The organism is Roseateles sp. DAIF2, from assembly GCF_015624425.1.
In the GTDB taxonomy this organism is placed as follows: Bacteria; Pseudomonadota; Gammaproteobacteria; order Burkholderiales; family Burkholderiaceae_C; genus Kinneretia.
In genome coordinates, this window is the sequence record NZ_CP049919.1 from 5,261,628 (window position 1) to 5,276,794 (window position 15,167).

A 15,167-nucleotide genomic window follows, 5' to 3' on the forward strand; every position below is an offset into this window, starting at 1 on the left:
CGTCAGCAAGCCCGGGTGCAGGGGCCGGCCTTGACCGGCTCCAGCTCGATGGCCAGGGTGTCCAGCTCGCGCTGGTCCAGCAAGACCTGGCCCTCGACGACCTTGACCGCGAACACCGGCGTGCGGCCCTCGTCCGGCTCGCGGGCGCAGCCGCTGTCCAGCGCGATGGTCCAGTTGTGCAGCGGGCAGGCCACGGCCTGGCCGAACACGATGCCCTGGCTCAGCGGGCCGGCCTTGTGCGGGCAGCGGTCCAGCAGCGCGAACACCCGGTCGTCCGCGGTGCGGAACAGCGCGACCTGCGGACCTCGGGCGCGCTGCACGCGGCGCGCGCCCAGCACCGGGATGTCGGCCACGGCGCAGACGGTTTTCCACTCACTCATGACAGCACCTCGAACTGGCGCAGGTCCACGCCCGCCTTATCGAACTCGAACCAGGGATCGGGCTCGCCGTCCAGCGCGTACTGCAGCTCGGCCCAGAGCGCGCGGCGGCCCTCGTGGTCGTCCAGGATGCGGACCTTCACATGGTCCAGGCCGACGCGGCCGACGTAATGCACGGTGCGCTCCAGATACCAGCCTTCCTTGCGGTAGAGCTGCATGAAGGCGCCGGTGTACTCCAGCACCTCGGCCGCGCTCTTCAGCTTGGTGAAGAAATGCGCCACCTCGGTCTTGATGCCGCCGTTGCCGGCGATGTACATCTCCCAGCCCGAGTCGACGCCGATGATGCCGACGTCCTTGATGCCGGCCTCGGCGCAGTTGCGCGGGCAGCCGCTGACCGCGAACTTGACCTTGTGCGGCGCGTACATGCGCCACATCGCGCGCTCCAGGTCCTTGCCCATCTGGGTGCTGTCCTGCGTGCCCATGCGGCACCACTCGCTGCCGACGCAGGTCTTCACGGTGCGCAGCGCCTTGGCATAGGCATGGCCGGAAGGCATGCCGATATCGCGCCAGACATGGACCAGATCCTCCTTCCGGACGCCCAGCAGGTCGATGCGCTGGCCGCCGGTGACCTTGACCGTCGGGATCTTGTACTTGTCCACCGCATCGGCGATGCGGCGCAGCTCGTCGGCGGTCGTCTCGCCGCCCCACATGCGCGGGATCACCGAGTAGCTGCCGTCCTTCTGGATGTTGGCGTGGCTGCGCTCGTTGATGAAGCGTGCCTGCGGGTCGTCCCGCGCCTCCTTGGGCCAGCTGGAGATCAGGTAATAGTTCAGCGCCGGGCGGCAGGTGGCGCAGCCATTCGGACTTTTCCAGCTCAGGGCCTGGTACAGCGACTCCAGGCTGGTGATGCGATCCTTGAAGATCGCATCACGCACATCCTGGTGGCTCATGTCGGTGCAGGAGCACATGGCCTTTTGCTTCGGTGCGGCCGAGTAGTCGCCGCCGGCGGTGAACATCAGGAGCTGCTCGACCAGGCCGGTGCAGGAGCCGCAGGACGCGCTGGCTTTGGTGTGCTTGCGCACCTCCTCCAGGGTGAACAGGCCCTTCTCCTTGATCGCCTTGCAGATGCGGCCCTTGCTGACGCCGTTGCAGCCGCAGACCTCGTCGCCGTCGGCCATCGCCGCGGCCCGGCTGTGGCCCTGGTGGCCCACGTCGCCGATGTTCGACTCGCCGAACATCAGCTTGTCGCGGATGTCGGCGATCTTGCGCCCCTCGCGCAGCAGCTTGAAGTACCAGGCGCCGTCCACCGTGTCGCCGTAGAGGCAGGCGCCGACCAGCCGGTCGTCCTTGATCACCAGCTTCTTGTAGACCCCGGCGAAGGGATCGCTCATCAGGATCTCCTCGGTGCCTTCACCGCCCATGAAGTCGCCGGCGCTGAACAGGTCGATGCCGGTCACCTTCAGCTTGGTGCTGGTCTGCGAGCCCTGGTAGCGGCCGATGCCGAACTGCGCCAGATGCGTCGCGCAGACCTTGCCCTGCTCGAACAGCGGCGCCACCAGGCCGTAGGCGATGCCGCGATGCGCCGCGCATTCGCCCACCGCGTAGATGCGCGGGTCGGTGACGGTCTGCAGGGTGTCGCTGACCACGATGCCGCGCTGGCAATGCAGGCCGGCGCTCTCGGCCAGCTGGGTATTGGGGCGGATGCCGGCGGCCATCACCACCAGGTCGGCCGGGATCTCGCTGCCGTCCTTGAAGCGCACGGCCATCACCCGCCCGTCGCGATCCGGGAGCAGGGCCTCGGTATGGGCGCCCAGCATGAACTTCAGGCCGCGCGCCTGCAGCGACTGGCGCAGCAGCTCGCCGGCCTGGTCGTCCAGCTGGCGCTCCATCAGCCAGTCGCCGAGATGCACCACGGTCACCTGCATGCCGCGCAGCATCAGGCCGTTCGCCGCCTCCAGGCCCAGCAGGCCGCCACCGATCACGACGGCGTGCTGGTACTTGGTCGCCGCGTCAATCATCTCGTTGGTGTCGGCGATATCGCGGTAGGCGATCACGCCGTCCAGCTCCTTGCCGGGCACCGGCAGGATGAAGGGGCTGGAGCCGGTGGCGATCAGCAGGCGGTCGTACTCGGCTTCGGTGCCATCCTCGGCGATCACCTTGCGGCGGATGCGATCGATCTGCGTGACGGTCCTGCCCAGGTGCAGGGTGATGCCCTGCTCGGCATACCAGGACAGTGGATTCAGGATGATCTCGGCTATCGTCTGTTCGCCGGCCAGCACCGGGCTCAAGAGGATGCGGTTGTAGTTGGGATGCGGCTCGGCACCGAACACCGTGATGTCATAGAGATCTGGGGCGATCTTCAGCAGCTCTTCCAGCGTGCGCACACCGGCCATGCCGTTGCCCACCATCACCAGCTTCAATTTCTTGTCGTTCATCATCACAGCAGCTCCAGGCTGAGCGCCGCGCCGCCCCGCCCAGCCCCAACGGAGCTAGCGAGCAGCAGGCACCACGAAAAATCAATCAGGCGGCTTTCTTCTCGACCGGCGCGGCGTGGCGCGTGTAGAGGAAGTCGATCACCGCCTTGCGCGCATGCACATAGACCGGGTCCTCGGCCAGCTCGACGCGGCTGCGCGGGCGCGGGAGCTCGACCGCATGGATCTCGCCGATGGTCGCGGCCGGCCCGTTGCTCATCATCACGATGCGGTCGGAGAGCAGCACGGCCTCGTCGACATCGTGCGTGACCATCACCACGGTGCTGTGCGTGCGCGCGACGATCTTCAGGAGCTCGTCCTGCAGATGGGCGCGGGTCAGCGCGTCGAGCGCGCCGAAGGGTTCGTCCATCAGCAGCACCTTGGGCTCCATCGCCAGCGCGCGCGCAATGCCGACGCGCTGCTTCATGCCGCCGGAGATCTCGTGCGGACGCTTGAACATCGCATGGCTCATGCCCACCAGGTCCAGCGCCGCATCGGTGCGCTCCGCGAGTTGACGCTTCAGCTCGCGGCCGCCGAACACCGACTCGACGCCCAGATAGACGTTCTCGAAGCAGGTCAGCCAGGGCAGCAGCGAATGGTTCTGGAACACCACCGCGCGCTCCGGGCCGGGCTCGGTGATCTCGCGGTTGTCGCACAGCAGCACGCCGGACGTGGGCCGCAGCAGGCCGGCGATCAGGTTCAGCAAGGTGCTCTTGCCGCAGCCCGAATGGCCGATCAAGGTGATGAACTCGCCCTTCTGGACCTGCAGATGGATGTCGCGCAGCGCGTGGAACTGGCCCTTGCGGGTGTTGAACACCATCTCGGCCGACTGCACTTCGATAAAGGCCTTGTTTGCACTCATGATGTCGGCTCCGTCAGTCGTTGTAGGAGAAGTGCTTGGCCACCGCCATCAGCAGCCATTCGAGGGCCAGGCCGACGATGCCGATCACGAAGATCGCGATGATGATGTGCTGGACATTGAGGTTGTTCCATTCGTCCCAGACCCAGAAGCCGATGCCGACGCCGCCGGTCAGCATCTCGGCCGCGACGATCACCAGCCAGGCCGTGCCGACCGAGAGGCGCACGCCGGTGAGCATATAAGGGAGCACGGCAGGGAACAGGATCTTGCTGATGATCTTCCACTCGCTGAGCTTGAGCACCCGCGCGACGTTCAGATAGTCCTCGGGCACCCGCTGCACGCCCACCGCGGTGTTGACCACCATCGGCCAGATCGAGCAGATGAAGATGGTCCAGATCGCCGCCGGGTTGGCGCTCTTGAACACCAGCAGGCCGATCGGCAGCCAGGCCAGCGGCGAGACCGGCTTCAGGAGGCTGATCAGCGGCGAGACCATGCGGCCAATGAACTCGAAGCGGCCGATCGCGAAGCCCAGCGGGATGCCCACCGCGGCCGCCAGGCCGAAGCCCAGCGCGACGCGCTCCAGCGAGAACAGGATGTTCCAGCCGATGCCCTGGTCGTTCGGCCCCTTGCTGTAGAAGGGAACGGCGAACAGCTGGAGGGCGGCGTCGAAGGTGGCGGCCGGCGTCGGGAAGCTGCCCCCTTTTTGCGTCAGCAGCGCCCAGATGCCGATCAGCAGGGCCAGGCCCAGCACGGGCGGCAGCACGCGCAGCAGCAGGCCGTTGAAGTCGAAGCCGGGCCGCGGCCTGGGTGGCGGTGGCACTGTTGGCACCGGGGCGGCCGCTGGCGGCGCGGCCGGCACGGCGGCGGCCTGCTCGCGCGGGGAATGGAAGACTGCGCTGACCATCGTTGCTTCCTCCTCAGGCTTTCACCTTGAACGAATCGGCGTACTTCGCCGGATCCTTGCCGTCCCAGACCACGCCGTCGATCAGCTTGCTGCTGCGCATCGTGTCCTTGGGCACGCTGATCTTCAGCTGCGCCGCGGCCTGCTTGTAGAGCTCGATCTGGTTGATCTGCCTGGCCACGCCCAGGTAGTCCGGGTGCTCCTTGATCAGGCCCCAGCGCTTGTGCTGGGTCAGGAACCACATGCCGTCGCTGAGCCAGGGATAGCTGACCGCGCCATCGTTGAAGAACTTCATGTGATTCGGGTCGTCCCAGGTCTTGCCCAGGCCGTTCTGGTAGCGGCCCAGGATGCGCTGGTTGATCGCGTCGACGCCGGTGTTGACATAGCTCTTCTCGGCGATGGTGTCGGCCATCTTCAGCTTGTTTGTGAGGCCCGCGTCGATCCAGCGGCCGGCCTCCAGCACGGCCATGATCACGGCGCGCGCGGTGTTGGGGTACTTCTTCGCGAAGTCGCCGGTGCAGCCCAGCACCTTCTCCGGATGGTCCTTCCAGATGTCCTGGGTCGTGACCGCGGTGATGCCGATGCCGTCCATGATGGCGCGATGGCCCCAGGGCTCGCCGACGCAGTAGCCGTCCATATTGCCGACCCGCATGTTCGCCACCATCTGCGGCGGCGGCACCGTGATGACCTTGGCCTCCTTCATCGGATTGATGCCCACGCTGGCCAGCCAGTAATAGAGCCACATCGCGTGGGTGCCGGTCGGGAAGGTTTGGGCGAATGTGTATTCGCGCTTCTCGGTGCCCATCAGCTTGGCCAGCGAGGCGCCGTCCACCGCGCCCTTGTCGGCCAGCTTCTTGGACAGGGTGATCGCCTGGCCGTTGTTGTTCAGGGTCATCAGCACGGCCATGTCCTTCTTCGGCCCGCCGACGCCCAGATGCACGCCGTAGATCAGACCGTACAGCACATGGGCCATGTCCAGCTCGCCGTTGACCAGCTTGTCGCGCACACCGGCCCAGGAGGCCTCCTTGGTCGGCACGATCTTGATGCCGTACTTCTTGTCGAAGCCCAGCACCGAGGCCATCACGACCGAGGCGCAATCGGTCAGCGGGATGAAACCGATCCGGACCTCTTCCTTCTCCGGCTTGTCCGAGCCGGCGGCCCAGACATGCGGGGCCGCCACCAGGCTGCCGCCCACCGCGGCCGCGCCGCCGACCAGAAGCTTGCGCCGATCCTCACTCATCAGACCCTCCTTCTTCCTCTTGCCGATGTTCTCCACCACTCGCATGCAGACCTCCAGAAGACCGAAAGAACCCAAACGAAAAAAGGCGTCGCGATCGCGCCGCACCCCGGAGGGCACAGCGGATCGGACGCCTTTGTCCTAGAACCTTGTTCAGAGCGAGGCCCACGCCGTTGCGGGCCTCGTTCTAGTCATTGCAGAAACCATGCCAGCGTTCCGAGGCGGTCTGCGGCCCATTCGCGCACCGCGCCCAGGCAGCAGACACCCAAGTTGGTGCAGAAGGCGCCGCCTCAGGACGGGCGCAGCAGGCTCTGCGCCTCGATCACGCGCTCGGCCACCTCGACCAGCGGCACGCCGCGGTCCATCGCCAGGCGGCGCAGGCGCTGGTAGGCGGCCTCCTCGTCCAGGCCCTGCTCGCTCATCAGGATGCCCTTGGCGCGCTCGATGCGCTTGCGCGCGCTGAGCTGGGCCTGGGCCTTGTTCAGCTCCTGGCGCAGCGCCAGGTCCTGCTCGAAGCGCGCGATCGCCACCTGCAGCACCGGTGCCAGCCGCGCCGGCTGCAGCCCCGCCACCACATAGGCGCTGACCCCGGCCTTCAACGCGCGGCGCATCGGGTCGCCGCCGCCGTCCTCGGAGAACACCACCACCGGGCGCGGCATCTGGTGGTTCAAGAGCGCCAGGTTCTCCATCGTGTCGCGCGTCGGCGACTCGCTGTCGACGATCACCACATCGGGCTTCAGGCGCAGCACGCAGTCGTGGATCAGGGTGGCCGAGTCGATCACGCCTACCACCTCGCAGCCCAGCCGCACCAGCTCCTGCCGGATCAGCTCGACGCGATGCGCGCCGTCGTCAATCAGCAGGATGCGCAGGGCGGCGGCGGGCGGGGTGATGTCGGGCTGGCTGGGCATGGGGCGGGCTGGAGCATTGGATGTTGCAGTGCAATATCCATGCCGAGCCCTCAGCCCCACAAGGCGGGTTTGGCCACCATCAGATAGAACACCGCCAGCATCGCGACGAAGGCCGGATAGCCCAGCGCCTCCCAGCGGCGCGCATAGCGCCAGTAGAGCGGCGGCGAGGCCGCCCGGCCCTCCCGCTGCGCCGCCGCGGCCAGCGCCGCCATGCGGACCTGCAGCCAGACCACCGGCAGCCAGCAGGCACCGGCCAGCAGGTACAGGCCCAGCGCGGCCGCCAGCCAGGGCGTGCTGAGCGGCCAGCCGGCCAGATGCGCCATCCACAGCCCGGTCAGCGGCTGCAGCAGCGCGGCCGGCGTCGTGAACCACCAGTCGGCCCGCACCACCAGCCGCGTCACGACCACCTGCGCCGCCAGCGAGCCGCTGCGGTTCGCGAAAAACATATAGAAGGCCGAGCCGAAGCCGGTGCCGACCAGCAGCACGCTGGACAGCACATGCAGCCATTTCAGCAGCAGGTACAGGCTCATCGCGCCGCCCTCTTCCACAGCAGCCACAGCAGGGCGGCGATCGGCAGGTTCTTCAGCAGCGGCCCCAGCGGATCCAACCACAGCGAGGGCAGCAACCAACTCGCCACCCCCGTCATCGCCAGCATGCCCAGCGCCGCCAGGCCATAGCTGAGCCGGCCGGGCCAGCGCCACAGGGCCAGGCCCAGCAGCAGATCGACGCCGGCACCGGCGATCACCAGCAGACGCGCCAGGCGCAGATCGTGGATGCCGGCCTGGCGCAGCAGGGCCAGGCTCTGGCCGTTCAGCTCCCACAGGCTGGCCAGCGCGGTCAGCAGCCAGACCGCGGCCAGGCTCAGGCGCAGCACGCGGAGCTCGACACTCTCGAGGCTTGCGTCGTTCCTCATCCGGCTTGCCCCTCGACGAGATCGCAGACCATGCCCCAGCGCGCGAACTCGGGCGCGAACTCGTCCAGCCGCAGCAGGCTCAGGCAGGGCCGCGCGCCGGGCTCGAAGGCCTGGCCCCGGGCCAGCCGGCGCGCCAGCAGGACCGCGGCCATGCAGGGAATCTCCGGGCCATGGTCGTCGTCGGCGGCGATATGCCAGCCGCGCGCGGCCGGCCGGCCCTCGGCGTCCAGCCCCGTCAGCGCCACCACCATGCCACCCAGCGCCGAGCCCAGCGGGTTGAGCCAGTCGGCCACGCGCAGCAGCGGGCCGGCCAGGCGCTCGGGCCGCCGCAGCCAGCCGGCGCGGCGCAGCGCCGCCAGCAGGGCCATGCCGCGCTGCGTCGCGCCGAGCTCCAGCGCGGCGCGGAACATCACGCCGCGCACGCCGGGGTAATGCGCCGGCAGCAGCTCCAGGTCGGGGATGTCGCACAGCGCGGCCAGGCGCGGCCGCAGCCGGGCGAAGCGGCGCTCGATGGGCGCGGCCCAGCCGCTTTGAGCCTGCCAGCGGCCGTCCTGCCAGACCTGGATAGGCGCGCCGCAATAGCTGAGCACCGCCGCCATCGTGGCCAGGCCGCGCGGCGCGGTCTGCGCCGGCGCGATGCAGATGTCGATCTGGTCCAGGCGCCGCCAGCCGGCGCTCAGCGCGTCGATCACCGCGCTGGACAGCGCCGGCACCGTGCTGGCGCCGCTGATCGCCACCCGGCCGCAGGCCTTAAAGCGCGCGTCCAGCCGGGCCTGGAAGTCGCAGACGAAGCGCCGGCCATCGGCCAGGTCGATGTAATGCGCGCCGGCCGCCGCCGCGGCCTCGGCCACGCCATAGTCCTGCTGCTGGAAGGGCCCGGCGGTGTGGATCAACAGCCCGACCCGCTGCCGGCGCAGCTGCGCGGCGAAGTCGGGCGCGGCCATGTCGATCGCCAGGCCCTCGGCACCGCCGCCCAGCCCGGCCGCGAAGGCGGCTGCCCTGGCGCCATCGCGCCCGCCCACCAGCAGCCGCAGCGCCGGATCGCCGGCCAGCGCCCGCGCGATGCGCGCGCCGAAATTGCCGTAGCCACCCAGCACCAGAACCCTCATGCCGCTCCCCGCCATCCCTTGTAGCGCCCGATTATCGGCAGGCCGGCGCACCGTCCTCCCGAACATCCGGACAAATTGACGTTTACGTAAACGTCAATCAAACCCTAGAATCCGGCCATCCATGCTGATAGAAAGACGTGGAGCGCTGTATCAACAGCGGCGCCCGCGCAGGAGACATAAGCCATGACCGACCTGTCCGCCGAGTACAAGGCCCTGGCCGCGTACCGCCCCACCCACAAGGTGCGCTTCGTGACCGCCGCCAGCCTGTTCGACGGGCATGACGCGGCGATCAACATCATGCGGCGCATCCTGCAGGGCATGGGCGCCGAGGTGATCCACCTGGGCCACAACCGCTCGGTCGACGAGGTGGTCAACGCCGCGCTGCAGGAGGATGCCCAGGGCATCGCGATCAGCAGCTACCAGGGCGGCCATGTCGAGTACTTCAAGTACATGGTGGAGCTGCTGCGCGCGCGCGGCGGCCAGAACATCCAGGTCTTCGGCGGCGGCGGCGGCGTGATCGTGCCGGCCGAGATCCGCGACCTGCACGAGCATGGCGTGCGCATCTACAGCCCCGAGGACGGCCAGCGCATGGGCTTGGCCGGCATGATCGGCGAGATGCTGATGCGCTGCGACCGCGACATCTCGGCCGACGCGCCCAAGGCGCTCTCTGCGATCCAGGGTCATGGCGAGGCCGCCTGGCGCGCGCTGGCCCAGCTGATCACGGCGCTGGAGAACGGCAAGGCCGACGCGGCCCTGGTCGCCGAGCTGCAGGCCGCCGCCAAGACCATCCAGACCCCCGTGCTGGGCATCACCGGCACCGGCGGCGCCGGCAAGTCCAGCCTGACCGACGAGCTGATCCGCCGCCTGCGCCTGGACCAGGGCGACGCGCTGCGCGTCGCCGTGATCTCGATCGACCCCTCGCGCCGCAAGAGCGGCGGCGCGCTCTTGGGCGACCGCATCCGCATGAATGCGATTTCGCCCTGGGGCCAAGGCCCACGCGTCTTCATGCGCAGCCTGGCCACGCGCGATTTCGGCAGCGAGATCTCGCAGGCCCTGCCCGATGTGGTCGCCGCGGCCAAGGTGGCCGGCTTCGACCTGGTGATCGTCGAGACCTCGGGCATCGGCCAGGGCGATGCCGCCATCGTGCCGCATGTCGACGTGCCGATGTATGTGATGACGCCGGAGTTCGGCGCCGCCAGCCAGCTCGAGAAGATCGACATGCTGGACTTCGCCGAGTTCGTCGCGATCAACAAGTTCGACCGCAAGGGCGCGCTGGACGCGCTGCGCGACGTGGCCAAGCAGGTGCAGCGCAACAAGGAGGCCTTCACCAAGCGCCCCGAGCAGATGCCGGTGTTCGGCACCATGGCCAGCCGCTTCAACGACGACGGCGTCACCGCGCTGTACCAGGCGCTGAAGCCGCGCCTGGCCGAGCTGGGCCTGGCCTTTGGCGAGGCGCGCCTGCCGCTGGTCGACACCCGCCACAGCACCCACCAGACCCCCATCGTGCCGGCCGCGCGCAGCCGCTACCTGGCCGAGATCAGCGACACCCTGCGCGGCTACAAGAAGGCCGCCCGCGCCCAGGCCCGCATCGCCCGCGAGGCCCAGCAGCTGCGCGCCTCGATCGCGATGCTGCAGGCCGACAACCCGGACAAGACCGGCGCCGTCACCGCGCTCGGCGAGCTGGCCGCGCAGCGCGAGAGCGCGCTCGACAAGGTCGCCGCCCAGCTGATCGCGCAATGGCCGGCGATGCAGAAGGCCTACGCCGGCGACGAATACGTCGTGAAGATCCGCGACAAGGAGATCCGCACCGCGCTGGTCTCGACCAGCCTCTCCGGCACCAAGATCCGCAAGGTGGTGCTGCCGGGCTACGAGTGCCATGGCGAACTGCTGAAGTGGCTGCTGCTGGAGAACGTGCCGGGCAGCTTCCCCTACACCGCCGGCGTGTTCGCCTTCAAGCGCGAGGGCGAGGACCCGACCCGCATGTTCGCCGGTGAGGGCGACGCCTTCCGCACCAATCGCCGCTTCAAGCTGGTCAGCGAGGGCATGCCCGCCAAGCGCCTCTCGACCGCCTTCGACTCGGTGACCCTGTACGGCGCCGACCCCGATCCGCGGCCGGACATCTACGGCAAGGTCGGCAACTCCGGCGTCAGCATCGCCACCCTGGACGACATGAAGGTGCTGTACGACGGCTTCGACCTGTGCAACCCCAGCACCTCGGTCTCGATGACGATCAACGGCCCCGCGCCCTCGATCCTGGCGATGTTCATGAACACCGCGATCGACCAGAACCTGGCCAAGTTCAGGACCGACAACGGCCGCGAGCCGACCCCCGACGAGGCCGCCAAGATCAAGGACTGGGTGCTGGCCAATGTGCGCGGCACCGTGCAGGCCGACATCCTGAAGGAAGACCAGGGCCAGAACACCTGCATCTTCTCGACCGAGTTCTCGCTCAAGGTGATGGGCGACATCGCCGAGTACTTTGTGCACCACCAGGTGCGCAACTTCTACTCGGTCTCGATCAGCGGCTATCACATCGCCGAGGCCGGTGCGAACCCGATCTCGCAGCTGGCGCTGACGCTCTCCAACGGCTTCACCTTCGTCGAAGCCTATCTGGCGCGCGGCATGCACATCGACGACTTCGCGCCGAATCTGAGCTTCTTCTTCAGCAACGGCATGGACCCGGAGTACACCGTGCTGGGCCGCGTCGCGCGCCGCATCTGGGCGGTGGCGATGCGCGACAAGTACGGCGCCAACGAACGCAGCCAGAAGCTCAAGTACCACATCCAGACCTCGGGCCGCAGCCTGCACGCGCAGGAGATCGCCTTCAACGACATCCGCACCACGCTGCAGGCGCTGATCGCGATCTACGACAACTGCAACAGCCTGCACACCAACGCCTACGACGAGGCGATCACGACACCCACCGAGGAATCGGTGCGCCGCGCGATGGCGATCCAGCTGATCATCAACCGCGAGTGGGGCCTGGCCAAGAACGAAAACCCCTCGCAGGGCGCCTTCATCATCGAGGAGCTGACCGAGCTGGTCGAGGAAGCGGTGCTGACCGAGTTCGAGCGCATCGCCGAACGCGGCGGCGTGCTCGGCGCGATGGAGACCGGCTACCAGCGCGGCCGCATCCAGGAGGAGAGCATGCATTACGAGATGCTCAAGCACACCGGCGAGTACCCCATCATCGGCGTCAACACCTTCCGCAACCCGCATGGCGACCCGGTGCCGGAACACATCGAGCTGGCCCGCTCCACCGAGGACGAGAAGCAGAGCCAGCTCTCCCGCCTGGCCGACTTCCACCAGCGCAACGCCGCCGTCAGCGGCGCCATGCTGCAGCGCCTGCAACAAGCCGTGATCGAGAACCGGAACGTGTTCGAGGTGCTGATGGACGCGGTGCGCGTCTGCTCGCTGGGTCAGATCACCTCTGCGCTGTTCGAGGTGGGTGGGCAGTACCGGCGCAGCATGTGAGGCCCCGGCCAGCGGCAGGATGAAGCGCGTCTTGTCCAGCGAGCGCGCGCCCTCGCGCAGGTAGAAGCGCCGCGCGTCCTCGTTCCAGGCCGGCGTCTGCCATTGCAGTTCCGCACAGCCGGCCTCGGCCGCGCCCCGCTTCGCCCGGGCCAGCAGCCGCACGCCCAGCCCGCGGCCGAGCGCGGCCGCCAGCGCTCGGCCCGGGCCTTCAGCATTCGCAGCCGATCAGATCCTCCGGCCGCAGGCTGCCCGGCGCCGCGCCGGTCGCGACCGGATGGCCGTCGCGCTTCCAGAAGTCCAGGCCGCCCAGCATCTCCTTGACCGAGAAGCCCAGCGCGGCCAGCTTGTAGGCGCCCTTGGCGGAGTCATTGCAGCCGATGCCGGCGCTGCAGGGATTGGACGAGGCCGGCCGCGTGCTCTACCTCGGCACCTTCTCCAAGGTGCTGTTCCCCTCGCTGCGCCTGGCCTATCTGGTGCTGCCGCCGGCCCTGGTCGCGCCCTTCGCCCAGGCGCGCAGCATCCAGGACGGCCACAGCGCCCAGCTCGCGCAGGCGGTGACGGCCGACTTCATCGCCCAGGGCCATTTCGCCGCCCATCTGCGCCTGATGCGCAAGCTCTACCGCCAGCGCCGCGAGGCGCTGCTCGGCGCGCCGCGGCGGCGCAGAGCATCGCCACGCCCTCACTGAGCCGGCTCTATCTGTCGGCGCCGCGCCAGGACGGCTGGCTGCTCGGCTATGCGGCGCTGACGCCCGAAGAGATCCGCCAGGCCGCCGCAACCCTGGCGCGCGCGCAGCCGCGCCGCTGACGTCGCTTCCTCTTCGTTCAGCGCGCCGTCACCGCGGGCGTCCCGATGCGCAGCGACGGCACCGCGGGCGCAATCCCGAGCGCGCCCAGCAGCTCGTCAGGCGCATAGGCCGCACCGCCCTTGAACACCAGGCTGACGCGGCGCAGCTGAGCGATGTCGCGCGTCGGGTCGCCATCGACCAGCACCAGATCGGCGCGCTTGCCCGGCGTGATCGTGCCGCTGTCCTGCAGGCGGTCGCTGTAGCGGGCGCCGTTGTAGGTGGCGATCTTCAGCGCCTCGGCGGCCGGGATGCCGGCCTCGACATAGAGCTCCAGCTCGCGCTGCAACAGAAAGCCGGGCAGGCCGTCGGTGCCGGCCACCAGCGGCACGCCGGCGCGATGCAAGCGCCCCACCAGATCGCGCATGAAGCGCCAGGAGGCCGCGAAGCGCTGGCCGCGCGCCGCGTCCAGGTCCACCTCGGCCTTCAGCAGGCCGCGCTGGAAGGCCGCCGGCATGCGCGCCGCCACGCTGGAGAAGCTGGGATGCGGCTGGCCGCTGCGCTGCAGGAACATGCCCTCGAACACCGCCAGGGTCGGGTCGACCACGGTGCCGCGCGCCTTCAGCCGGACGATGAACTCGCGCACGCGCGCCTCATTGGGGCGCAGCTTGTGCGCCTCGTCGCCGACCAGATAAAAGCGCAGCAGGGTGCGCGTGTCGTCCTCGCGCTTGACCAGGAAGTTCAGGGTCAGCTGGTTGATGTGATGCAGCTCGTCATAGCCCTGCGCCACCGCCTGGCTCGCGGTCATGAAGGCCGGCACATGGCCGCCGACCCGCAGCCCCTGGCGATGCGCATGCCGCACGATCGGCCCCACCCATTCCGGCCGGATCGAGTTGTAGAGCTTGAGCTGGCGCACGCCGCGCGCCGCATACCCGTCCACGCCGGCCAGCGCTTCCTCCAGCGTGCCGGCGACGACGCCACCGGTCGCTGCATGCGGGCTGGCCCCCTCGATAAAGCCGTTGGCGGCGATGCGCGGGCCGAGCAGCTCGCCGCGCTCGATGCGCTCGCGCAGCTGCTCCAGCCGCTGGTTGTTGCCGCCCAGGTCGCGCGTCGAGGTCACGCCATTGGCCAGGTGCAGCAGCTCCTGGTCCTCCCAGGCATGGGTGTGCATGTCGAACAGGCCCGGCAGCAGGCTGCGCCCGCGGCCCTCGATGCGCTGCGTGACGCCGGCCACCGCCGTGCCCGGCGCGCGGATCGAGGCGATGCGCCCCTGGTAGAGATAGATGTCGGCCGGGCCGCGCATGCGCGCCGCCTGGGCATCGAACCAGCGCACATCGGCGATCAGGGTCAGGCCCGGCAGCGGCCGCGTCAGGCGCTGCGCCAGCTCGCGCAGGCGCTCACCATGGGCCTGCCGCTGCGCCGCCTCCAGGCGCGGCCAGAGCGCCTCGCGCCCCTCGGCGATCACGCCGAGGAAGCCCGGATACATCCAGGCGAACAGCGCCCGCTCGCGCTCCTCGTCGAGCCAGACATATTCGGTGTTCAGGCTCAGGCCGCTGAGCGCATAGAGCCCCAGGCGCAGCGCGCCCGGCGGCGCGTCCAGCCGCAACTCGGTCAGCTTGTGCACCGCAAACTGCCCGGCCGGCAGGCCCGGCGCCCGCCCCTCCGGGCGCAGCAGCAGGCTGCGCGCCAGCTGGGCCAGCCAGGCCGGCGTGTACTCGACCGGCAGGTACAGCGCCTCGGCGGGCGCCTCGCGCTCGCCGCGGTCCACCGCCGATTGCCAGCTCACCCGGCCCGCCGCATCACGCTCGAAGCGGTCGCTGATCGCGCTGCCGAAGGTCGCCTTGCCCTGGGTCGCATAGGCCTGCAGCCGGCCCTGCGCATCGACGCGGAACTGCTCGTCCTGATCCGGACCCCGGCCGTTCTCGCGGTAGCTGAAGCGCACCCGCTGCTCGCCATCGGGCGCGGCCGCCGGCGTGATCCGCAGCTCGCCGGCGCGCCGGCCGTCAAACAGCATGCTGTAGCGCTGCTCCGCCGGCGGCTCCTGGGCCAGCGCCAATGCCGGCAACAGCAGCAGCAGCACCAGCCCACCCAGGAACGCCGCCCATCGGGCGCGCAGGTCCGACCTCCTCCCCATCC

At 69.2% G+C, this 15,167-nt stretch carries 12 protein-coding genes; 2 read left to right on the forward strand and 10 right to left on the reverse strand.

Features of this window, described 5'->3' with window-relative positions; all coding sequences use genetic code 11:
- Window positions 1-2: 2 nt before the first annotated feature.
- The 9 genes from nirD to G8A07_RS24275 form a co-directional block, all read right to left on the reverse strand.
- Window positions 3-380 carry a nitrite reductase small subunit NirD gene (gene nirD / locus G8A07_RS24235; RefSeq protein WP_195794478.1) on the reverse strand — a complete coding sequence of 126 codons (378 nt, stop codon included), beginning with the start codon at window positions 378-380 and terminating at the stop codon, window positions 3-5.
- Entirely contained in the window at window positions 377-2,815 is a 2,439-nt protein-coding gene (gene nirB / locus G8A07_RS24240) for a nitrite reductase large subunit NirB (protein ID WP_249937130.1), read from the reverse strand. Before nirB ends, nirD begins: the two co-directional genes overlap by 4 nt.
- 82 nt (window positions 2,816-2,897) lie before the next feature.
- Window positions 2,898-3,710, reverse strand: coding sequence for an ABC transporter ATP-binding protein (locus G8A07_RS24245; protein ID WP_195794479.1), 813 nt, complete (start codon window positions 3,708-3,710; stop codon window positions 2,898-2,900).
- A 13-nt stretch (window positions 3,711-3,723) separates the two neighbouring features.
- The gene (ntrB, locus tag G8A07_RS24250) at window positions 3,724-4,611 is read right to left on the reverse strand and encodes a nitrate ABC transporter permease (protein ID WP_195794480.1); all 888 of its coding nucleotides are present in this window, start codon (window positions 4,609-4,611) and stop codon (window positions 3,724-3,726) included.
- A 13-nt stretch (window positions 4,612-4,624) separates the two neighbouring features.
- Window positions 4,625-5,848: a CmpA/NrtA family ABC transporter substrate-binding protein gene (locus G8A07_RS24255; protein ID WP_195794481.1), complete on the reverse strand. Its 1,224-nt coding sequence runs from the start codon at window positions 5,846-5,848 to the stop codon at window positions 4,625-4,627.
- A 287-nt stretch (window positions 5,849-6,135) separates the two neighbouring features.
- A complete protein-coding gene (locus tag G8A07_RS24260; RefSeq protein WP_195794482.1) occupies window positions 6,136-6,753 on the reverse strand; it encodes an ANTAR domain-containing response regulator in 618 nt (205 codons plus the stop codon).
- Between the two features lie 50 nt (window positions 6,754-6,803).
- Window positions 6,804-7,283, reverse strand: a complete 480-nt coding sequence (locus tag G8A07_RS24265) for a DUF2269 domain-containing protein (protein WP_195794483.1) — start codon at window positions 7,281-7,283, stop codon at window positions 6,804-6,806.
- The gene (locus tag G8A07_RS24270) at window positions 7,280-7,666 is read right to left on the reverse strand and encodes a DoxX-like family protein (RefSeq protein ID WP_195794484.1); all 387 of its coding nucleotides are present in this window, start codon (window positions 7,664-7,666) and stop codon (window positions 7,280-7,282) included. The genes G8A07_RS24265 and G8A07_RS24270 overlap by 4 nt, the downstream gene beginning before the upstream one ends.
- A complete protein-coding gene (locus G8A07_RS24275; protein WP_195794485.1) occupies window positions 7,663-8,775 on the reverse strand; it encodes a saccharopine dehydrogenase family protein in 1,113 nt (370 codons plus the stop codon). Before G8A07_RS24275 ends, G8A07_RS24270 begins: the two co-directional genes overlap by 4 nt.
- Window positions 8,776-8,958: 183 nt before the next feature.
- Here G8A07_RS24275 and icmF point away from each other — a divergent pair, with 183 nt between their 5' ends.
- Entirely contained in the window at window positions 8,959-12,249 is a 3,291-nt protein-coding gene (gene icmF / locus G8A07_RS24280) for a fused isobutyryl-CoA mutase/GTPase IcmF (RefSeq protein WP_195794486.1), read from the forward strand.
- A 356-nt stretch (window positions 12,250-12,605) separates the two neighbouring features.
- A complete protein-coding gene (locus tag G8A07_RS24290) occupies window positions 12,606-12,935 on the forward strand; it encodes a hypothetical protein (RefSeq protein ID WP_195794487.1) in 330 nt (109 codons plus the stop codon).
- A gap of 136 nt (window positions 12,936-13,071) precedes the next feature.
- On the opposite strand, the gene G8A07_RS24295 is transcribed toward G8A07_RS24290, so the two are convergent.
- Window positions 13,072-15,111, reverse strand: a complete 2,040-nt coding sequence (locus G8A07_RS24295) for an amidohydrolase family protein (RefSeq protein ID WP_195794488.1) — start codon at window positions 15,109-15,111, stop codon at window positions 13,072-13,074.
- Window positions 15,112-15,167 lie beyond the last annotated feature (56 nt).